The organism is Undibacterium sp. FT79W, assembly GCF_014284215.1.
Taxonomy (GTDB): Bacteria; Pseudomonadota; Gammaproteobacteria; order Burkholderiales; family Burkholderiaceae_D; genus Undibacterium; species Undibacterium aquatile.
On record NZ_JACOGB010000010.1, the window covers coordinates 57,992 to 76,171 of the forward strand.

An 18,180-nucleotide genomic window follows, 5' to 3' on the forward strand; every position below is an offset into this window, starting at 1 on the left:
GTCAGTCGGCCTCTACATCATCGAGACCGGCGTACGACAGGCTTTCCGGGTAGAGCGCCGTCAACTGCGACAGTGTGTCCTGTACCTGCTCCAACGCGTTCGTCATGCCGAGCACTTGGTCTTCCAGATCGACCGCGAACTCGAAAAGGTCGGCGACTTGGCTGCGCGATCCTTCGTTGAACACGGCCATCGCCAGTTGATGCAACTTCAACAGATCAATGCGTAGTTGCGGCAGCCCGCCATCCTCGCCGCCGTTCAAATCGCCGCGCAGCTCGTCCACGGCATCGACTGTGCGCAGCAGCGCCGTGGTGTCGAAGTTCTCGGGAGCCAGTACGTTCCATTCCTCGTCAGTGATGGTGATTTCCATAGGTGTCTTTCTCCTTGTGATGGAGCCTGGCTGCCTACAGCCCAAGCTCGCTATGCGAGCCGAGACGGACGAGTTGCAACACAGCGTCGTCCGGTTTGCGATAAATCAACACCAGGTCGGGCTTGACGTGGCAGTCCCGGTGATCCTTCCAATCGCCGGTCAGCGCGTGGTCACGGTGTTTCTCGGCCAGCGGTTGGTCGTTCGCCAAGTCGGTCACGATGGCGACGAAATCACTTGCCAGCGTCTGCCGATGCGGGCCTTTGGCTTCGCGCTTGTAGTCGCGTTTGAACTGGCCGGTCTGTTCAATCGTCCGCATTCAAGTCCGCCATCAAGTCCTCGACGGTAGCGAACGACTTCAGGCCGCCACGGCGCGCTTCCTTCATCGCCTCGATGGTGGTGGCGTTTGGCACCAACGGCTCGAACGGCAAGGCTTTCTCGCGGGCGACGCGGGTCAGCATGATGCGAAAGGCGTCCGACACGGTCAGCCCCATCGCCGCCAGCACGGCGGTGGCCTCTTCCTTGATGTGCTCGTCGATGCGGGCACGGACTACTGCATTTGCAGACATGGTTTGATCCTCCGGATTAATGAGCTACATTGTAGCCCATATTTGCACAGAGCGAAGTAGGCATACTTTGCCCGACATGTCTTAAAACAAATGTTTTGCGACATATCTGCAACAGTCCTATGCACCAACCTCTGGATGGCCTCAAAATTGTGCGGAAAACTCTGTCGCCATGCGCTACCATACGGAAACCTGTTTTCGATAGTTATCCGCCTATGTTGGTTGGTTACATGCGCGTGTCGTCGGATTCCGACCGGCAGAGCACGGACTTGCAGCGCGACGCGCTGCTCGCCGCCGGCGTCGATCCGCGTCATCTGTTCGAGGATCACGCCTCTGGTGCGAAGGATAACCGCGCCGGCCTGGCGCGGTCGCTCGAATTCGTCCGCGCCGGCGACGTGCTGGTGGTGTGGAAGCTCGACCGGCTCGGCCGCTCGTTGTCGCACTTGCTTTCCATCGTGACCTCGCTAAAGGACAAGCGGGTGGCGTTCCGTTCTCTGACGGAGAACCTGGATACCACGACGCCCTCGGGCGAGTTCCTGTTCCAGGTGTTCGGCGCGCTTGCGCAGTACGAGCGCGCCTTGATCCAGGAGCGTGTCGTGGCCGGCTTGGCCGCCGCCCGCAAACGCGGCCGGATCGGCGGTCGGCCGCAAGCGATCACCGGCGAGAAGCTGGACGCCATCGTTGCCGCGCTCGATGGCGGCATGTCCAAGGCAGCGGTGTGCCGAAATTTTAGCGTCAAGCGCACCACGCTGATCGAAACGTTGGCGCGAGTGGGGTGGCATGGCACGGGAAGGACGGATGATGGGCAACAAGAATAAGCTGCTCACCGTCCTGTCGGACGCCGAGCAGGAAGCCCTGTACGGCTTGCCGGATTTCGACGACACCCAACGGCTGGAATACCTTGCGCTGACCGAAACCGAACTGGCGCTCGCCAGCAGTCGGCCCGGACTCCCCGCCCAGGTCTATTGCGTCTTGCAGATCGGTTACTTCAAGGCCAAGCACGCTTTCTTCCGCTTCGATTGGAACGAGGCTGAGGACGATTGCGCTTTCGTGTTGAGCCGCTATTTCCACGGTGAGCCATTCGAGCACAAGGCGATCACCAAGCACGAGCACTACACCCAGCGCGAGCGGATTGCCCAGTTGTTCGACTACCGGCCGTGGACGGCCGATTTCCTGCCGCATCTCGTGCGGCAAGCCGCGCAAATCGTGCGCCGCGACGTGACACCTGGGTTCGTGGCCGCCGAGCTGATCGTCTGGCTCAACGAGCACAAGATCATTCGGTCCGGCTATACCACCCTGCAAGAGCTGGTCAGCGAAGCCCTGTCCGCCGAACGTCGGCGCTTGGGCGGCTTGCTGGCGGAAGTGTTGGACGAATCGGCCAAGGCTGCGCTGGGCCAGCTCCTGGTGCGCGACGATACCTTGTCTCAACTGGCGGCGCTCAAGCAGGACGCCAAGGATTTCGGCTGGCGTCAGATGGCCCGCGAGCGCGAGAAGCGCGCCACGCTGGAACCGCTGCACGGAATCGCCAAGACACTGCTGCCAAAGTTCGGAATCTCACAGCAGAACCTGCTGTACTACGCGAGCCTGGCGAATTTCTACACTGTCCACGATCTGCGCAACCTGAAGGCCGATCAGACGCATCTCTACCTGCTGTGCTACGCCTGGGTGCGCTATCGGCAGCTCTCCGATAACCTGGTCGATGCGATGGCCTACCACATGAAGCAGTTGGAGGACGAAAGCAGCGCGGGCGCAAAGCAATCCTTTGCCGCCGAGCAGATGCGCCGTCAGCAAGACACTCCGCAGGTCGGCCGCCTGTTGTCGCTTTACATCGACGACAGCGTGCCCGATCCCACACCTTTCGGCGATGTGCGTCAGCGCGCCTACAAGATCATGCCCCGCGATACGCTGCAAACCACGGCACAGCGTATGAGCGTGAAGCCGGTAAGCAAGCTGGCTTTGCACTGGCAGGCAGTGGACGGCCTGGCCGAGCGTATCCGCCGTCATCTTCGCCCACTGTATGTCGCGCTCGATTTCTCCAGCACCGACCCGGAAAGCCCGTGGCTCGCGGCGCTGGACTGGGCCAAGGGCGTGTTCGCCAAGCAGCAGCGCCTGTCGCAACGGCCGCTCGCCGAATGTCAGGCGTCCACGCTGCCGAAAAGATTGCGGCCGTACCTGCTGACCTTCGATGCGGATGGCACGCCGACGGGCCTGCATGCCGACCGCTACGAGTTCTGGCTGTACCGCCAAGTCAGGAAGCGCTTCCAGTCGGGTGAACTCTACCTCGACGACAGCCTGCAACACCGTCATTTCTCCGACGAGTTGGTTTCGCTGGACGAAAAGGCCGATGCACTGGCGCAGATGGACATCCCGTTCCTGCGGCAGCCGGTCGATGCCCAGCTCAATGTGCTGGCGGCCGAACTGCACGCGCAATGGCTGGCCTTCAACCGCGAGCTGAAGCAGGGCAAGCTGACGCACCTGGAATACGACAAGGACGCGCAGAAGCTGACCTGGCACAAGCCCAAGGGTGAGAACCAGAAGGCGCGCGAGAAGTCGTTCTACGAGCAACTGCCGTTCCGCGACGTGGCCGACGTGTTCCGCTTCGTCAACGGGCGGTGCCAGTTCCTGTCGGCGCTGACGCCCTTGCAGCCGCGCTATGCGAAGAAGGTCGCAGACGCCGACAGCTTGATGGCGGTCATCATTGCGCAGGCGATGAATCACGGCAACCAAGTCATGGCACGCACCAGCGACATCCCTTACCACGTGCTGGAGAGCGCTTACCAGCAGTACCTGCGCCACGCAACGCTGCACGCGGCCAACGACTGCGTCAGCAACGCCATCGCCGCGCTGCCGATCTTCCCGCATTATTCGTTCGACCTCGATGTGCTGTACGGTGCCGTCGATGGCCAGAAATTCGGCGTCGAGCGGCCGACCGTGAAGGCGCGCTACTCGCGCAAATATTTCGGTCGCGGCAAGGGCGTGGTCGCCTACACGCTGTTGTGCAACCACGTGCCGCTCAACGGCTATCTGATCGGCGCGCACGACTACGAGGCCCATCACGTGTTCGACATCTGGTATCGCAACACGTCGGACATCATGCCGACCGCGATTACCGGCGACATGCACAGCGTCAACAAGGCCAACTTCGCCATCCTGCACTGGTTCGGTCTACGCTTCGAGCCGCGCTTCACCGACCTTGACGACCAGTTGAAGGAACTGTATTGCGCCGATGATCTGGCACTGTATGAGAAATGCCTGACCCGGCCGGTCGGAAAAATCGACCGCGATCTCATCGTCAACGAGAAGCCAAACATTGACCAGATCGTGGCCACACTCGGGCTGAAGGAGATGACGCAGGGCACGCTGATCCGCAAGCTGTGCACTTACACCGCGTCGAACCCGACACGGCGCGCGGTGTTCGAGTTCGACAAGCTCGTTCGCAGCATCTACACGCTGCGCTACCTGCGCAATCCGCAACTGGAGCGCAACGTGCACCGCTCGCAGAACCGGATTGAGTCCTACCACCAGCTACGCTCGGCCATCGCCCAGGTCGGCGGCAAGAAGGAGCTGACCGGGCGCACCGACATCGAGATCGAAATCAGCAACCAGTGCGCAAGGCTGATCGCCAACGCCGTCATCTACTACAACTCGGCCATCCTGTCGCGGCTGCTGACGAAGTACGAGGCGAGCGGCAACGCCAAGGCGCTGGCACTCATCACCCAGATATCACCGGCGGCCTGGCGGCACATCCTGCTGAACGGGCATTACACCTTCCAGAGCGACGGCAAGATGATCGACCTAGATGCGCTCGTGGCGGAGCTGGAACTGGAATGACGGAAATTTCTGGGGTTCCGGCTTACAACCCCTTCCTGACATCAGGATAGGGTATAGCTCAATCTGACGCATCAACGCTTGAAGGCCAACAACAGAACGCCACCGGCGACCATCGCAATGCCCGACCACTCGCGCAGTGATGGTCGCTCTCCCAGAAATGCGAACGCGAACACAGCCACCAGAACGAGGCTGAGCTTGTCCACTGGCGCAACCTTGGAGGCCTCTCCTATCTTGAGTGCCCGGAAATAACATACCCACGACGCGCCAGTGGCCAGGCCGGATAACCCAAGGAACAACCAGGTCTTCGACGAAAGCTCGAAGGGGTTGGACCACTTGCCCGTGTAAACCACGAACACCGACAGTACAACGATGATGATTGCCGTTCGGATCAAGGTGGCCAGATCGGAATCAACGCCCTGAATGCCAATTTTGGAAAAAATGGCAGTCAGTGCCGCAAAAACGGCGGACAGAATTGCCCAATAGAACCAGCCGGTTGATGTCGCCATATATTTCCTTAAAGTGCTTTAGCCAGCGGCACGAGCACACAGACACACAGGCCGGAATGCGCTACGTCGTCTGAGAACCCTAGTTGAATCTCAGCGCCAATCCGGTCTGTGACGGCCTTGACGATGGAAAGACCTAGACCCGATCCGACTTGATCGCTCCCAAGAGTGCGATAGAACGGGTCAAACACCCGCTCTCGCTCGACAACTTGAATACCTGGCCCTGAGTCCTGGATTCTCAGTATTGCGCGACCTTTTTCCGTGCTGACAGAAAGATCGACCTTCCCGCCATCTGGCGTGTAACGAATGGCGTTATCGACTAAGTTCTTGACTACGGCAATCACATCCAACTCGTTAACCCAGAGTTGGGCGTCTTGCTCTCCTTCAACGCCGATGTCGATGTGCTTGGCGTCGGCCAGAGGCATAAGGTCTTCCAGCACACGGCGATAGACGTGCTGCACCGATACAGACGACTTGGGCCGGTCGAGCGCGGCCTGAGCCTTGGCCAAGGTGAGAAGCTGATCCAGCAGGCTTCGGCCGCGCTCGATGCCTCGCCGCAGTGTCCTGAGACGTTCATGCGCTAGTTCTGACATATCCGCCTGGTCCAGTCGCTCCGCTTGCAGTGACAAGGCTGTCAACGGCGACCGAAGCTCATGCGCCGCATCCGCGACAAACCGGCGCTGGGTTTCCATTGCCTGGTCAACGCGGGCAAGCAGACGGTTGATCGCTACCACGAACGGGCGCACTTCGGCGGGGAGATGGCTTTCCTCGACGGGATGTAATTCCTGTTCGGCGCGCTGGTCAATTTCCGCCGACAAAGAAGCGATGGGCCGGAACATCTTGCGCACAAGGTCAGCCACGATCAAAAGCAGGATGGGAACCAAGATCAGAAACGGCATCAATGTGCGCAAGGCGCTGTCGCGTGCAATTTCGTCGCGAACGCCGGTTTCTTGCGCCACGGCGATTCGCTCGCCACTGGACGTTGTTTTGACTAACACACGGAACGGCTCGCCGCTGACATCAAGCGTATGCAGACCATCGGGCAGCGTGATCGGTAGTGGCAGCGGTACTCCCGCATCGCCCTTCCCGGCCGCCTTGCTGCCGTCTGAAAGATACTGAACGATGACGCGAGACTCTTCGTCGCTGTCCTTGGCGCGGCCATCGTCTCCGAGATGTGCAAGCGGGAGGTGTTGCCGGTCAAACAGTGCCGCGACTTGGTGCAGCATGTCGTCTTGCAGCTCGTGGGCTTCGTCGAATGCGGATACGAAAGAGAATATGCCGGCCACCAATGCGATGACAAAAATAGCCAGCGACAGCGAAAAGGACAGCTTGAACTGAACCGACTCGTTCAGACGTTTTTTGAAACCATCCATCCAACCCCCCTGACATTTTTGATGACTTCGCCGCCCAGCTTGCGCCGCAGTGCATGGATCAGGAATTCGACGGCGTTGCTCTCGACCTCTTCACCCCATCCATAGATACGGTCTTCCAGATCGCTGCGCGAGAGAATGGCTCCAGGGCGTATCAGCAAGGCTTGCAACAAAGCAAACTCACGATTGGAGAGTTGCACCGAGGCACTGTTGTTGACCGCCGCCTCCCGCGTGGCTGTATCGAGCGACACGACGCCGTTGCTGAGCATGGGCGTTGCGCTCCCTCCCTTACGTCGCAGCACCGCGCGCATGCGAGCCAGCAGCTCGGCCATCTCAAAAGGCTTGAGCAAATAATCATCGGCCCCACCATCCAAGCCGCGCAGTCGATCATTGAGGCCGTCGCGGGCGGTGATGATGAGCAGTGGAACCGGATTGTCTTTAGCGCGAATGCTGGTCAGCACCTCCAGCCCATCCTTACCTGGAAGGCCAAGATCGAGCAGCACCAGGTCATAGTGCTGGCAACCCAGTGTCGTGAGGGCGGTTTGACCGTTCTTTACCCAGTCGGCAGCGTATGAATCGTCTTTCAGCGCCCCTTGGATGGCTTCGCCAATCATGGTGTCGTCTTCGACCAGCAATACTCGCATTCCTCCTCCAATAGATAACAGTAACTCAGTGCGCCGTTCTGGCAGCTCTTTGCTTGAATAGCAAAATGCTAGTCAAAATGAAGGCAAATAGTGCCGCTGATGCTGAATAACGACTCAGGGCCAGCCCACCTGCACTGAGCGGCTTATCCAGAAAATCCCCCACCACGGCACCGAGAGGGCGGGTCAAAATGAATGCTGCCCAAAAAAGCAAAGTTCGCGATACATTTGTCCAATAGTAAGCTGCAACGACCAAGGCCAATAACGCACTGAACAGAATGGCACCGCCGGTGTAACCCAATCCTGCCGTATCCGCAGTCCAATCGCCCAGCGCCGTCCCCAGAGTCTGGGAGAACATGATAGTCACCCAATAGAACATTTCGGCCTTCGGCGAACTTACTGTGCTAACCGAAACTGAGCCTAGCGTTCGATGCCATATAAATAGTGAACCGAACAACAAAGCCATAAGCAAGGTCGAGCCACCAGCATACCCAATACCGAGGGATCGGTCTGCAAAATCAGCCAGCGTTGTGCCGACCGTAGTGGTTGCAATGATCGTTGTCCAGTAAAGAAATGGCTGAAAGGTCTTGACCTTTATTTGCGCAAAGACCGCAGCCAAAAATACGGCTGAGAAAATAACCGTACCAATTAGGTAGCCCAAATTCATTGACATCGAAACGGCATCGCCGCCTGTTTCGCCGAGCGTGGTGGCGGCGATCTTGATGATCCAAAAAACGAGAGTGACCTCTGGAACTTTGCTCAATGCTTTTTCTGTTGAAGTATTCATATTGTTTCGTTTTCTCTGGTCAGAGCTTCGCTTGTAACAAGTCGAAAGTGGCTAATAGGTCAGCCATCGCTTTTTTGCAGTCGGATTGATTTGGTGTATCTGCACGCATTGCGCTGAGGGCATGGTCAATGGCTTTGTCGAGCCTGTGCCAATCATCCGCTGCACGAGGTTTCAAGCCTGCCTCCGCCGAGTCCCATGCGACCTCCAAGTCCTTGATCCGTGTCCTTGCTGCTGCTAGATCACCCTTATCCACGATGGTGGCAACGTCTGCGGCGATGGTCCGAAACGCATACAGATCGCCCAGCTTGGATGCGGTCTTGGCCTGCGTTGCAGAATTAGGCTGAACCGTGGTTGCCGGGGCTGTACCCGTGTCGGTAGGCTTGGAACATCCGGTGGCCAAGGCCAGCAGAACGACGGCCGATACAGCGGCAACGGGGCGGAGTAGTGAATGAAATTGGTACATGATTTTTCCTTGCGTTATGGTGTGGAAGTTATTCGACGGCTTGTGTGTTCTTGTTGCTGCCAACGCTGAACTGCGCAAAGGCAACCAGCATCACAATCACGGTCAGGAATAGAGCACTGGTCCACATGGCACCCATGCCGAGGCCGCCATAGGTCTTGGCCTGCGTTAGGAGGTCGCCGAGTGCGGCACCGAAGGGGCGTGTCAGTATATAGCCAATCCAGAAGGTCAGCACGGCGTTGCCGCCCATGCGCCATGCCGCATAGGTGATCGCGATCAGCGTGCCAAACGCCACCGCTCCCCATGTGAAGCCAAGGCCGAGCGCTTCGGTCGCCAAGTCACCGGCCGCTGTGCCCAGTGCAAACGTGCAGAGGATGGCAGACCAGTAAAACAACTCCCTGCGCCGCGTGAAAATCTCATGAATGGACAAGGTGCGCTCTACCCAAAACCAAACTGCAAAAATCCCCGCAAGCGCCACGGCAAATGCCGACGTGCTGACATACAGGCTAACGCCTAGCCCATCGGTGAGCAGGTCAGTAATCTGGGTTCCGACCACGCTGACCAGTACGACCGTCAGCCAGTAAATCCAGGGCGTGTAGCGCCGCGTGCGTAGCTGCATGACCAGGGCAATAGCCAACAATGCGCCCATCACTGTACGAGTCATGCCTTGGCCGAAGCCTGCATTGACAGCCAGAAAGTCGGCTCCGGTTTCTCCGACCGTCGTGGACATGATCTTGATAATCCAGAACGAGAGAGTCACTTCTGGGACTTTATTGAGCCAGTTTGATGCGGAAGGCGTGGTCAGCGTATTCATGGAGTTGTTTCCTGCAAAGGCGGGTTGTTCTTGCTGCAAGTCTGACCGGCCAAACTTAGGCCAGCCATAGGCTCTTCATTTGCGCACCCATCCAATTTGGATGAGTTTTCCGAAAAGGACTCGATGAACGCTGAGGGCAAGGTTGTAAGTCGCAGGTAGATATACGCGCATCTCACGAAACGCCAGCCAGGCACCCAGTCCGGCGACCAAGGCCGCACCCACCATATCCAGCGGAAAATGAACGCCGAGATAAATGCGCGCCCAAGCAACAGGCAGTCCCAATAATGCCAGTGCTAGGCCAGCCATACGCGGACTGCGGTGCATCAAGAAACTAAAGGCGACGGCCCACAGGAGCGTCAGATGGTCGCTCGGGAACGAAGAATCAGCCGCATGGGGAATCAGGGTGTGCCCCAGACCGATCATGAAAGGACGTGGATGTTGCCAAATCAATCCGATAATCTGATTAATGAGCAAGCCGACAAGACCGGATGCGGTCGCTTCGAGCAAAACTTTGCGAGTGTGTTCGCTTCCGCGTAGCCAACCGATCCCGATGATGGCCGGAAGCGCCCAAATGACGTACTCAGCGAAAAAGGTGGCGATGGCCAGCAGCAGCGTGCTTGGGTGCTCTGGTGCATTAAGCCAGAGAAATAGTGCGTGATTGAGGTCTTCCATGTGGTCTCCGAGGCCGAATCATCCAACTCGGGCGACCCGGCCTTGTGGCATGCAATCAGTCTTGTTTGTCGTGGTCGTCATCGCGATCCGCTTTGTCTTCGGCGGACGAAATGACCGTACCCTTGTCGGCATCGACCTTGACATCGAAGACCTTGGCCCCGCTAACGACTTCCACGTCGTACACCCAACCCTGTTTCGAGTTCTCATACTCGGCACGTGAAGCTTTGCCGTTGGCATGCTGCTCTGCCGTGGTGACAGCCTGAGCCAGTGGGATTTTGGCCTTGGCGATGGCCATGGCATCGTTTTCCATGCCGCCTTGGGCGGCATAGGCAACGGTGCCCGCAGCGGCAATGGCTGCGGCCAGGAGAGAAAGTTTGCTGTAGCGATTCATGGTGTTTCTCCAAAAAGAACGCAGGTATTTGCGCAATGGAGAGATTACGGAAGCTGACTTAGCTGGCACTGAGCCGCTCCAAAATAGCTTAGCGTGCTTTATTTTCCGTTTTCTGAGACGCTCCCTACATCAATCACCCGATTGCATTGGCCCACCTGCTGGCGACCGTTGGCGCAGTGGATGACTTGGATGTGTTGCGTGCTGCCACGGTGGAGGACACCGAGACCAGCGAAGCCGAACTGCGTGAGCGGTTCGGTGATGCGGTGGCTAGCATCGTCATGGAAGTTACGGACGACAAGGCGCTCCCTAAGAGTCGGCGCAAAGAGATGCAAGTGGAGCATGCGCCCCACAAGAGCCCGGGAGCCGCATTGGTGAAGTTGGCAGACAAGACCTGCAACCTTCGGGATATCGCAGCGGCCTCGCCTGCCGACTGGCCTTTGGCGCGGCGCCAAGAGTATTTTGATTGGGCCAAGCAGGTGGTCGATGGTTTGCCGAAGGTCAGCCACCAGATGCTGGCTGCCTTTGATGAGGCCTAGGCTGCAAGGCCGGGGAGTGGACTAACCGACCCCACGGCGCGCGAAGGACATTGGTTGAACATACAGGGGGCGCTGCGCGGAACGTCTGGATTCGTCCGAGTCATGGACAACGGAGATATCGAGGTCGAGCTATACGACCACAGTGAAGCAGCGCAAAGCTCGTTTGGAGGCGATGTATCCACCATCTACACCGTCGACAAAGTTGATCTGCCCGAACTCGCCAAGCAATTGGCGGTTGGATTTGGGGGCGATATTCCCAGCATGGCGAAATTGCCTGACCACCTCACGAGATTTTTTGACGTTCAGAGCCTCATTGAGTGGCTGACGAGCAAATCAGGCCTAGATGTCCGCAAGCGCGGTTGACTTTGAGGTCTGACGTGAAGTTCAAGCGTGTTGGCGTGCACTCAATATTGACCAAAGGGGGGCGGATAAAATCTTGGACTACTTTTAGGAGTGGCTCATGTACTCATATGAAGAACGTCTTCGGGCAGTGAAGCTATATATTAAGCTTGGCAGACGCTGTAAAGCGACGATTCGCCAATTGGGTTACGCGACAAAGAATTCATTAAAGGCTTGGCATGATGAATTCCAAGAGCGCGGCGATTTAAAGAACAAGTACGTTCGCCCAAATGCGAAGTACTCGGAAGAACAAAAGATTGTGGCTCTGGACCATTACGTAAACCATGGACGCTGCATTGCCCATACCGCAAAGGCGCTGGGATATCCCGGGCGAGCGAAACTAAGGGAATGGGTTCGCGAGCGATACCCGGAACCGAAGCGTTTTTTCATTTGAAAATAGGGGAATGCTATTGCGCGGTTTTAGTCAAAAACACCCGCTGTTTTTATTTCTGCCAACTCAAGAATCGGCGTTCATTTCAGTACAGTAAAAATCAATAATATGAAGTTAAACTCTTAAATTTAGATATAATTTCATATAGTTGAATTTATCAAAGTAAATATTTAGTTTAAATCCATTTAAATACTAATATATTGAAATTATCCATTTAAAAATTAGGATAACTTCATAATGTTAGATTTTACATTTGCAACAGCATCCGAACTCAGTAAAGAAATAGCATCGCGGATGAAAGCGCAACGCATGCGCCTCGAGCTATCCCAACCCGAACTAGCACAGCGCGCAGGCGTAGCATTGGGCACCGTGTCCGGATTTGAAAAGAGCGGCAAGGCTACTCTCGAGACTGTGATACGACTGATTGTTGCCTTGGATCTCACAAAAGAAATCGAGCCGCTGTTTTTGCAAAAGCCGACGTCAATCAGAGAACTGGAACTAGCCACAAAGCCTGTTCGTCAACGTGTTCCTCGTAAAAACAAAAAGCTTTTATGAAAAAACTCAACATCAATTTTTGCGGATGGGGGCAAAACTGGCACTTAGGTACTCTCGCCCACGAGGGGCGGACTCTTCTATTCGAATACTCGGATGAGGCGCTAGCGCGTGGTATCGAGTTATCGCCAATTTATTTGAAACTGCGCAAAGTAGCTTATTCAGGATTTCCGGTTACGCAAGACAACTTGCCGGGATTGATCGCTGATTCCTTGCCTGATGGCTGGGGCCGCCTCCTGATGGACCGTTGTTTCCAAAAAAGTGGGCGTGACCCGGGTAACATTTCACCGCTGGATCGACTTGCATTCATCAGTGACCGTGCGATGGGCGCCCTAGTTTTTACACCTCCCGATGCACTGAGCCACGATCCCGAATATCAAGAGTTGCGGGTATTGGCAGAAGGCGCACAGCTGATCTTGGCAGGCAAAGATACGACCACTCTTGAGCAGCTGGCACTAACTGGAGGGTCGCCCCATGGTGCACAACCGAAAGTTCTTGTTCAGTACAACACTTCCACGGAAGAGGTCAGCACTGACCGCGCGGCGCCAGGTGAAGCATGGCTTGTCAAATTTCAGGCACAGGGAGAAGCAAAGGAAGTCTGTGCCATTGAGATCCTTTATGCCACCATGGCTCGGCAATGCGGTTTAGACATGCCGGGGACAAAATACTTCGACTTAACCCCGAAGTTGGCAGGATTTGGAATCGAGCGTTTTGATAGAAGACACGGAATGCGGGTGCCGACCTTGAGTCTCGCCGCGCTGCTCGATGACAATTTTCGCTTACCAACACGTGACTATGAGGTGTTCTTAAGAGCAACACGAACGCTGACCAAGGACGATCGGCAAGTAAAAAATGCTTTCGAGCGATGCGTATTCAATGTCGTTTTCAATAACCGCGATGACCACACGAAGAATTTCGCCTACGTGATGAACGAATCGATGCATTGGGAACTTGCACCTTGCTTCGACCTGACGTACAACGTAGGCATTGGTGGTGAGCACCAGATGACGATCCGGGGGGAAGGCCGTAACCCAGGTCATGAACATCTGCTAGCATTGGCAAAAGCCGTCGATCTGCCCTCTGGTTGGGCTCGCCAGACGATTGAGCGCATCACTTCTATCGCAGGAACATTAGCCACCTATGCAAAGGATGTAGGGATTAAGCCTGCAACGTTAAGAGTCATCAAAAGCGCCATCGAAGCAAACCGCAGGCGCATGGTTTAACCCATAAGGCTTCGCCAACTGAAAAGTCCCAGAAAGTCGAAGATCCCACGTCCCACAAAATCGCACCCTGCCCTGACACTGAAGAAATCTTCAAATCTCACGACCCATTGTTGAAGATTTTTTAGACTGAAAATGGTAACCCCCCCCCGACAAAAAGAGCGAGTTATCTGTGCTGTGATTGCTTTTTTTGGGAAGAATTTGGAATTGAATCTGAATTCAATAGTCGTTTTAACTCAGCCTTCGTAGCTTGAACTACGGCAACAAAAGGAGCAGCCCAGATACGAAGATCGTTCTTTGCTACTTTTTTGACGTGATTTAAAATGTTTAAGTTATTCATGATTCAGCGCATACGTTACGAATCTGCTCATCTTCAATCATATTGGAGTATATGAGTCTAAACGTCATCTTTGAGTCTCTTTATGACAGTCGTTCCATGCTGCCATACTTTGATTTCCATTGATAGTAGTTTGCTTCGGAAATACTGTGTTCCTGGCAAACGTTATTGATCAGCCTGCCCGCTTCGACGGCTTGTAATATTCCGATGATTTGTGTTTCTGTGAATCTGTTCTTACGCATTGCTGTTCTCCTTCGGCATATGAGTTTGCCTCAAGGACTCTAGTTAGGCGTGGCTTTATTTTACGGGAGGGTTACAACCAAAGTTATGGTAGCCGCCGTCTGGTTGTGGCACTGAAGGAAAAAGGGATAAGCATTGGTCGTTACAGGGTGCGCCAGCTCATGCATCAATCTCATCTGAAGCCAGTATGGAAGCGGAAATTTGTTCACACCACTGACAGCAAGCATGATTTGCCGATTGCAGAAAACATACTTGCCAGGCAATTCAATCCTGTTGCGCCGAACGTGGCTTACGTTTCAGATATTACCTATATTCGTACTGGATCCGGTTGGCTGTATTTAGCAACGGTAATTGATCTATTCTCACGCAAGGTCGTGGGCTGGGCAATGGCACCGGCTATGCCAGCAGATTTGGTGTGTGAAGCACTTAATATGGCAATCCGCCATCGTAATCCGCGTCAAGGTTTGATTGTTCATTCTGACAGAGGGAGGCAATATGCCAGTGGTCAATACCAGGCATTACTTGCTAAACATGGTTTTATTTGCAGCATGAGCCGAAAAGGTAATTGTTGGGACAATGCAGTTGCTGAGCGCTTCTTTTTAAATCTGAAAATGGAACGCGTATGGCAGCGTGAGTATGCAAACCATGCTGAAGCAAAAAACGATATAACGGATTACATTGTGCGCTTCTATAATTGCGAACGTATGCATTCTGTATTGGGCAATCTGCCGCCTGCTGTGTTTGAACAGAAAATGGCAGAAAAAAGACTTATTGAAGTGTCCGAAATTACTTGACCACTACAAGTACCCGTCCCTCACTATCTTGTGAATGATATTTTCGACGTCTTTGTAATCTGTCAATTTGCAATTTGCAATCAAATTTTGGCCGCAATTTATCTGAATTCGTCATAAGGATCTCCCTTTAAAAAGGCACTACTTAGGGCGTATGCTGGCGCAGCTCTCCGGTGCTGCTATACCGCTCACAAGTGGCTTAGTATAAGCATCAACTATTTCAAAACTACTCTTGAGCTTTAAAACATCTGAACGAGTTAACCCTGCCTCTTGCATCATTTTCGGCCAATGGGACACCACTTCTCTAACTTCCTCCACAATCAATTTGGCTTCCTGTGGCGGCAATAGGAACCTGCCCGCTTGTGATAACACATTCTCGATACTCGCAACAGGCCCTTGTGCACCAATGCCGATAGAGTGATGCAAATTAGATGCTTCTCGGTGTGGAACCAGGTCAAATGCTGGCGACAACCGATATATCCCATTTAAGTCGCGGATCAACGCATGATTCCTTAAGTGATCATCGATGTTGCCCGTGAGAACATTAAAGGCCATTCGCCGAAATAGCTCATGCGAGTCTTCTCGCGCAAACTTCGTCCGTTGACGCAGCGATTCTGCAAACCCCGCATAGGAAAACTTTGTGACATACAGTTCAGGAGTTACGGAATTAATTCCTAAAACGGAATGTGCACTCAGATAATGCAAGCGCTTCCCATCATCCGTTCGGTCGAATCTGCAGATGATCAAGACGGATTTCCCGGCAACATCGATCAATTCAAAATCAGGCACCTTGATTTTGGCTAGATGCGCCATCCTGAGCGTGGCATATTCCGCTTTGGGCACATCAAAGAAATCATCTGGCCTGCTAAATTTGGCGATGTATTCGCGCCCTTCATGCATGACTAGAGTTTTTGGCCGTAATCCGCCAAGGCTGCTACCAGGCGCCAGAAGCTGCCTTGCCTCTAAATCCAAATCGCCATCACCATTTTCAACTACCTTGTCGATCTGCGAGAGTATGCGGGAACTCAAATCTGAAACCGACGATGCCTGAATGCCGATGTTTGGTGGCGCTTGATGCGAAAGACCGAAGCCCAAACAGCCGGAACCAAAGTGCCAAGACTGCAAAAACCATTCAACCGGAGTGGCAGGAATAGGCTTCATATCGGACTTGCACAAACTGGCGGTTAATTTCTGGCCCCAGGCATTTGGCCCGGCATCGCTTAAAGCCCCATAACTGCCATCCGAAAAACGGGTTACGAGATGCGGATCCGGGCCAAGTGGCAACTGTAGCGGGTCAATTGGGAACGCCTTCGGTGTCGTGATGTAGTGGCGACCGTAGCCCAAGTGACCATTACCAGCATCATCCAACGCGAACGCAGCCATTGGCCGAGGATTTTTTGGCTCTGTACAGTCAAAAATAGTGCATTCACGGATCGGCATTTTAGAAATCCTGGTCTAATACTGGCTTGATGGGAGTGCGTAGCTGCTTTGGGACATCTGGTCGACTTAAGACCAATTCCATCTCGGACAGCTCATTTAAAGCCTCCAAGACGGCGAATAATGTTCCAATTGATACGCCATCCTCGCCCCGCTCAAGCCTGCCTAATGTCGTGCGGTGTGTACGAGTGATACTTTCAAGTTCAGAAAGCGAGAGGCCTGCTGCCTTGCGGGCAATACGCAACCGGCTGCCGAGATGCTTAACAGCCTCGGTCACAGGTTGGGATAGAAATGTAGTTTTATGGCGCATATTTGCATCATATTTTAAATTATGGTGCAAATCAACATCATATTTATGCATCCAGCTCCGACTAATGCGGCGTAAAATGCAACACCTTTCCCTTGTAGACGGCGCGAACTTGTTTGGACAATTCCATTATTTCGACGCTTGAAATCGCTTCCGCTCCCCACGACATGAGTGACAGCACATATTCCAAACTGCCCTTCGGATCATTAACGACGTAGCGTTGATAGAATTCCGTCAAATATTCCATGGGTGGAAAACGCTTTCATAATGATGGTGATACCATAAAGATCGGCTCGGAGATGCTCAAAAGTTGGAAAAAAAGCCGAACGGGTTTTCTGTAAATCACCTTTATCAGTTTAATTAGCATTATCAGGGGGGGAACCGATGACCGAGAAAAATCACCACCAGCCAGACCCGGAACAACTGCTCTGGGATGAATTGCTGGAATCGGAATTGAGCAAGCAGTTCCTGAACCGCGAATGCGACAAGGCTAAATTACTGCTGGATGAACTTATGCCGGAAAGAAAAGACAAGCCGGCCTGAATCAGGCTGACGTGAAGCTGTCTGCCGCGAATGGCAATGATGGCGGACAAAATCCTGTTTCATCGGGCGGCAGAATCTCATCGTATCAAATCGAACACCTTCCGAATGCCGCGCAATTCAGATTCCAGCCATTTGTTCCTGCCAGGCCGGGCGACGCAGATATAAATAAACGCCCTTGTCTTCGATTAACTGGAAATTCATACGCAAATACCACTTCAGGGCAGGATTCATTTTATCGATGTTTAATTCGATAGCCAGTCTGTGCTGCCTGGCCTTCTCTATCACCGACTGCATCAGCAGACTGCCCAGTCCCTGACTGCGAAAACCTTTGATCAGCGACATATCGATCAATACCAGCGCCTGCTCGGCCTGTTGCAGATACACTCGCCCGACCGGATGATTCTTGTACAAAACCAGAAGAAAGCTGGCGTTCTGATGCTGACTGTAAAACCTTTGCTGCGCATCGAACTGGGTATCAATGAAAGCGATTTTTTGCGACTCATTCCAGCCACTATTGCCTAGCTCGTCGAGCTTCACAGATGCATAGAGCTGGCGCAAGAATGCCAGATCCTCTGCAGACTGGCTTTGGGCCCGAAGTTGAATATGGGGGTGGCTGATTTCTAACATTGTCGCGCATCCATGATGTGTTCAAGGCTACGGTCTGTTGACGTTTCACATAGGCAGCCATAAAAAAGCACAGGCCATGGCGACGACACTTTCATAATTTCGCTTCAATTTATCAAACCGGGTTGCCAGCGCCCGATACTGCTTTAAACGCGCAAACGCATTTTCAACCAAATGGCGGTAGCGATACAGCCCTCGGTCAAGATCAGCGTTTCCCTTGATTGAGTTACGTTTTCTCGGGATCACCGCGCGACTGCCTTGACTGGCAATTTGTGCCCGGATTGCCTCGCTGTCATAGCCTTTGTCGGCAATCATGGCACCCGCCTTTGGTAATTTCGCGATCAATTCCGGCGCGGCCTTGCAGTCATGGATCGCGCCACTGGTGATATCAAAGTCGATGGGTA

The 18,180-nt window shown here is 54.1% G+C and carries 21 protein-coding genes and 4 pseudogenes; 9 read left to right on the forward strand and 16 right to left on the reverse strand.

The window, feature by feature from the left end:
* Window position 1: 1 nt before the first annotated feature.
* Genes H8K38_RS17060 through H8K38_RS17070 form a run of 3 tightly spaced genes read right to left on the reverse strand, consistent with a single transcriptional unit; the run spans window position 2 to window position 933 of the window.
* A complete protein-coding gene (locus H8K38_RS17060) occupies window positions 2–367 on the reverse strand; it encodes a transposase (RefSeq protein ID WP_186886051.1) in 366 nt (121 codons plus the stop codon).
* Between the two features lie 34 nt (window positions 368–401).
* Complete coding sequence (locus tag H8K38_RS17065; RefSeq protein WP_186886052.1) at window positions 402–683, reverse strand: type II toxin-antitoxin system YafQ family toxin; 282 nt, start codon at window positions 681–683, stop codon at window positions 402–404.
* Window positions 670–933: a type II toxin-antitoxin system RelB/DinJ family antitoxin gene (locus H8K38_RS17070; protein WP_186886053.1), complete on the reverse strand. Its 264-nt coding sequence runs from the start codon at window positions 931–933 to the stop codon at window positions 670–672. Before H8K38_RS17070 ends, H8K38_RS17065 begins: the two co-directional genes overlap by 14 nt.
* Before the next feature lie 212 nt (window positions 934–1,145).
* Here H8K38_RS17070 and H8K38_RS17075 point away from each other — a divergent pair, with 212 nt between their 5' ends.
* On the forward strand, window positions 1,146–1,748 hold the full coding sequence (locus H8K38_RS17075; RefSeq protein ID WP_186886054.1) for a recombinase family protein: 603 nt from the start codon (window positions 1,146–1,148) through the stop codon (window positions 1,746–1,748).
* The gene (locus H8K38_RS17080) at window positions 1,732–4,761 is read left to right on the forward strand and encodes a Tn3 family transposase (protein WP_186886077.1); all 3,030 of its coding nucleotides are present in this window, start codon (window positions 1,732–1,734) and stop codon (window positions 4,759–4,761) included. The genes H8K38_RS17075 and H8K38_RS17080 overlap by 17 nt, the downstream gene beginning before the upstream one ends.
* A 71-nt stretch (window positions 4,762–4,832) precedes the next feature.
* On the opposite strand, the gene H8K38_RS17085 is transcribed toward H8K38_RS17080, so the two are convergent.
* The 8 genes from H8K38_RS17085 to H8K38_RS17120 form a co-directional block, all read right to left on the reverse strand.
* Entirely contained in the window at window positions 4,833–5,267 is a 435-nt protein-coding gene (locus tag H8K38_RS17085) for an EamA family transporter (protein WP_186886055.1), read from the reverse strand.
* A gap of 8 nt (window positions 5,268–5,275) precedes the next feature.
* Complete coding sequence (locus tag H8K38_RS17090) at window positions 5,276–6,637, reverse strand: HAMP domain-containing sensor histidine kinase (RefSeq protein WP_186886056.1); 1,362 nt, start codon at window positions 6,635–6,637, stop codon at window positions 5,276–5,278.
* Window positions 6,613–7,278, reverse strand: a complete 666-nt coding sequence (locus tag H8K38_RS17095) for a response regulator (RefSeq protein WP_186886057.1) — start codon at window positions 7,276–7,278, stop codon at window positions 6,613–6,615. The genes H8K38_RS17090 and H8K38_RS17095 overlap by 25 nt, the downstream gene beginning before the upstream one ends.
* A 25-nt stretch (window positions 7,279–7,303) precedes the next feature.
* Window positions 7,304–8,062: a hypothetical protein gene (locus tag H8K38_RS17100; RefSeq protein WP_186886058.1), complete on the reverse strand. Its 759-nt coding sequence runs from the start codon at window positions 8,060–8,062 to the stop codon at window positions 7,304–7,306.
* A 19-nt stretch (window positions 8,063–8,081) separates the two neighbouring features.
* Complete coding sequence (locus H8K38_RS17105; RefSeq protein ID WP_186886059.1) at window positions 8,082–8,525, reverse strand: hypothetical protein; 444 nt, start codon at window positions 8,523–8,525, stop codon at window positions 8,082–8,084.
* 28 nt (window positions 8,526–8,553) lie between these two features.
* Window positions 8,554–9,336, reverse strand: a complete 783-nt coding sequence (locus tag H8K38_RS17110; RefSeq protein WP_186886060.1) for a hypothetical protein — start codon at window positions 9,334–9,336, stop codon at window positions 8,554–8,556.
* A 75-nt stretch (window positions 9,337–9,411) separates the two neighbouring features.
* Window positions 9,412–10,008: an undecaprenyl-diphosphatase gene (locus H8K38_RS17115; RefSeq protein ID WP_186886061.1), complete on the reverse strand. Its 597-nt coding sequence runs from the start codon at window positions 10,006–10,008 to the stop codon at window positions 9,412–9,414.
* Window positions 10,009–10,063: 55 nt separating this feature from the next.
* Window positions 10,064–10,399, reverse strand: a complete 336-nt coding sequence (locus H8K38_RS17120) for a PepSY domain-containing protein (RefSeq protein WP_186886062.1) — start codon at window positions 10,397–10,399, stop codon at window positions 10,064–10,066.
* A 119-nt stretch (window positions 10,400–10,518) separates the two neighbouring features.
* Between H8K38_RS17120 and H8K38_RS17125 the strand changes: the two are divergent.
* The 5 genes and pseudogenes from H8K38_RS17125 to H8K38_RS17145 all read left to right on the forward strand — a co-directional run.
* Window positions 10,519–10,935, forward strand: a pseudogene (locus H8K38_RS17125) (HD domain-containing protein); the annotation flags it as partial.
* 102 nt (window positions 10,936–11,037) lie between these two features.
* On the forward strand, window positions 11,038–11,298 hold the full coding sequence (locus H8K38_RS17130; RefSeq protein ID WP_186886063.1) for a hypothetical protein: 261 nt from the start codon (window positions 11,038–11,040) through the stop codon (window positions 11,296–11,298).
* A 97-nt stretch (window positions 11,299–11,395) separates the two neighbouring features.
* Window positions 11,396–11,716, forward strand: a pseudogene (locus H8K38_RS17135) (IS3 family transposase); the annotation flags it as partial.
* A 246-nt stretch (window positions 11,717–11,962) separates the two neighbouring features.
* Window positions 11,963–12,280: a helix-turn-helix domain-containing protein gene (locus tag H8K38_RS17140; protein ID WP_186886065.1), complete on the forward strand. Its 318-nt coding sequence runs from the start codon at window positions 11,963–11,965 to the stop codon at window positions 12,278–12,280.
* Window positions 12,277–13,500: a type II toxin-antitoxin system HipA family toxin gene (locus H8K38_RS17145; protein ID WP_186886066.1), complete on the forward strand. Its 1,224-nt coding sequence runs from the start codon at window positions 12,277–12,279 to the stop codon at window positions 13,498–13,500. The genes H8K38_RS17140 and H8K38_RS17145 overlap by 4 nt, the downstream gene beginning before the upstream one ends.
* A gap of 429 nt (window positions 13,501–13,929) precedes the next feature.
* Here the strand turns inward: H8K38_RS17145 and H8K38_RS17150 are convergent.
* Window positions 13,930–14,076: pseudogene (locus H8K38_RS17150) on the reverse strand (transposase); the annotation flags it as partial.
* 78 nt (window positions 14,077–14,154) lie between these two features.
* Between H8K38_RS17150 and H8K38_RS17155 the strand changes: the two are divergent.
* A pseudogene (locus tag H8K38_RS17155) lies at window positions 14,155–14,868 on the forward strand (IS3 family transposase); the annotation flags it as partial.
* A gap of 138 nt (window positions 14,869–15,006) precedes the next feature.
* Here H8K38_RS17155 and H8K38_RS17160 read toward each other — a convergent pair.
* Together H8K38_RS17160 and H8K38_RS17165 are read right to left on the reverse strand one after the other, a co-directional pair.
* A complete protein-coding gene (locus tag H8K38_RS17160) occupies window positions 15,007–16,305 on the reverse strand; it encodes a type II toxin-antitoxin system HipA family toxin (protein WP_186886069.1) in 1,299 nt (432 codons plus the stop codon).
* Window position 16,306: 1 nt separating this feature from the next.
* Window positions 16,307–16,663, reverse strand: coding sequence for a helix-turn-helix domain-containing protein (locus H8K38_RS17165; RefSeq protein ID WP_255423053.1), 357 nt, complete (start codon window positions 16,661–16,663; stop codon window positions 16,307–16,309).
* Window positions 16,664–16,993: 330 nt separating this feature from the next.
* Here H8K38_RS17165 and H8K38_RS17170 point away from each other — a divergent pair, with 330 nt between their 5' ends.
* Entirely contained in the window at window positions 16,994–17,152 is a 159-nt protein-coding gene (locus H8K38_RS17170) for a hypothetical protein (RefSeq protein WP_186886070.1), read from the forward strand.
* A gap of 117 nt (window positions 17,153–17,269) precedes the next feature.
* On the opposite strand, the gene H8K38_RS17175 is transcribed toward H8K38_RS17170, so the two are convergent.
* Window positions 17,270–17,779, reverse strand: a complete 510-nt coding sequence (locus H8K38_RS17175; RefSeq protein WP_186886071.1) for a GNAT family N-acetyltransferase — start codon at window positions 17,777–17,779, stop codon at window positions 17,270–17,272.
* Window positions 17,780–17,824: 45 nt separating this feature from the next.
* On the reverse strand, window positions 17,825–18,180 hold a 356-nt coding region (locus H8K38_RS17180), incomplete at its 5' end, for an IS5 family transposase (protein ID WP_186886072.1).

Excerpts from the sequence above, each read along its gene's own strand:
- H8K38_RS17120 (WP_186886062.1), bottom strand. The coding sequence starts at position 10,399 with ATGAATCGCTACAGCAAACTTTCTCTCCTGGCCGCAGCCATTGCCGCT.
- H8K38_RS17140 (WP_186886065.1), top strand. The coding sequence starts at position 11,963 with ATGTTAGATTTTACATTTGCAACAGCATCCGAACTCAGTAAAGAAATA.
- H8K38_RS17115 (WP_186886061.1), bottom strand. The coding sequence starts at position 10,008 with ATGGAAGACCTCAATCACGCACTATTTCTCTGGCTTAATGCACCAGAG.
- H8K38_RS17110 (WP_186886060.1), bottom strand. The coding sequence starts at position 9,336 with ATGAATACGCTGACCACGCCTTCCGCATCAAACTGGCTCAATAAAGTC.
- H8K38_RS17095 (WP_186886057.1), bottom strand. The coding sequence starts at position 7,278 with ATGCGAGTATTGCTGGTCGAAGACGACACCATGATTGGCGAAGCCATC.
- H8K38_RS17165 (WP_255423053.1), bottom strand. The coding sequence starts at position 16,663 with ATGCATAAATATGATGTTGATTTGCACCATAATTTAAAATATGATGCA.
- H8K38_RS17175 (WP_186886071.1), bottom strand. The coding sequence starts at position 17,779 with ATGTTAGAAATCAGCCACCCCCATATTCAACTTCGGGCCCAAAGCCAG.
- H8K38_RS17075 (WP_186886054.1), top strand. The coding sequence starts at position 1,146 with ATGTTGGTTGGTTACATGCGCGTGTCGTCGGATTCCGACCGGCAGAGC.
- H8K38_RS17170 (WP_186886070.1), top strand. The coding sequence starts at position 16,994 with ATGACCGAGAAAAATCACCACCAGCCAGACCCGGAACAACTGCTCTGG.
- H8K38_RS17065 (WP_186886052.1), bottom strand. The coding sequence starts at position 683 with ATGCGGACGATTGAACAGACCGGCCAGTTCAAACGCGACTACAAGCGC.
- H8K38_RS17145 (WP_186886066.1), top strand. The coding sequence starts at position 12,277 with ATGAAAAAACTCAACATCAATTTTTGCGGATGGGGGCAAAACTGGCAC.
- H8K38_RS17060 (WP_186886051.1), bottom strand. The coding sequence starts at position 367 with ATGGAAATCACCATCACTGACGAGGAATGGAACGTACTGGCTCCCGAG.
- H8K38_RS17160 (WP_186886069.1), bottom strand. The coding sequence starts at position 16,305 with ATGCCGATCCGTGAATGCACTATTTTTGACTGTACAGAGCCAAAAAAT.
- H8K38_RS17080 (WP_186886077.1), top strand. The coding sequence starts at position 1,732 with ATGGGCAACAAGAATAAGCTGCTCACCGTCCTGTCGGACGCCGAGCAG.
- H8K38_RS17130 (WP_186886063.1), top strand. The coding sequence starts at position 11,038 with ATGGACAACGGAGATATCGAGGTCGAGCTATACGACCACAGTGAAGCA.
- H8K38_RS17070 (WP_186886053.1), bottom strand. The coding sequence starts at position 933 with ATGTCTGCAAATGCAGTAGTCCGTGCCCGCATCGACGAGCACATCAAG.
- H8K38_RS17090 (WP_186886056.1), bottom strand. The coding sequence starts at position 6,637 with ATGGATGGTTTCAAAAAACGTCTGAACGAGTCGGTTCAGTTCAAGCTG.
- H8K38_RS17100 (WP_186886058.1), bottom strand. The coding sequence starts at position 8,062 with ATGAATACTTCAACAGAAAAAGCATTGAGCAAAGTTCCAGAGGTCACT.
- H8K38_RS17105 (WP_186886059.1), bottom strand. The coding sequence starts at position 8,525 with ATGTACCAATTTCATTCACTACTCCGCCCCGTTGCCGCTGTATCGGCC.
- H8K38_RS17085 (WP_186886055.1), bottom strand. The coding sequence starts at position 5,267 with ATGGCGACATCAACCGGCTGGTTCTATTGGGCAATTCTGTCCGCCGTT.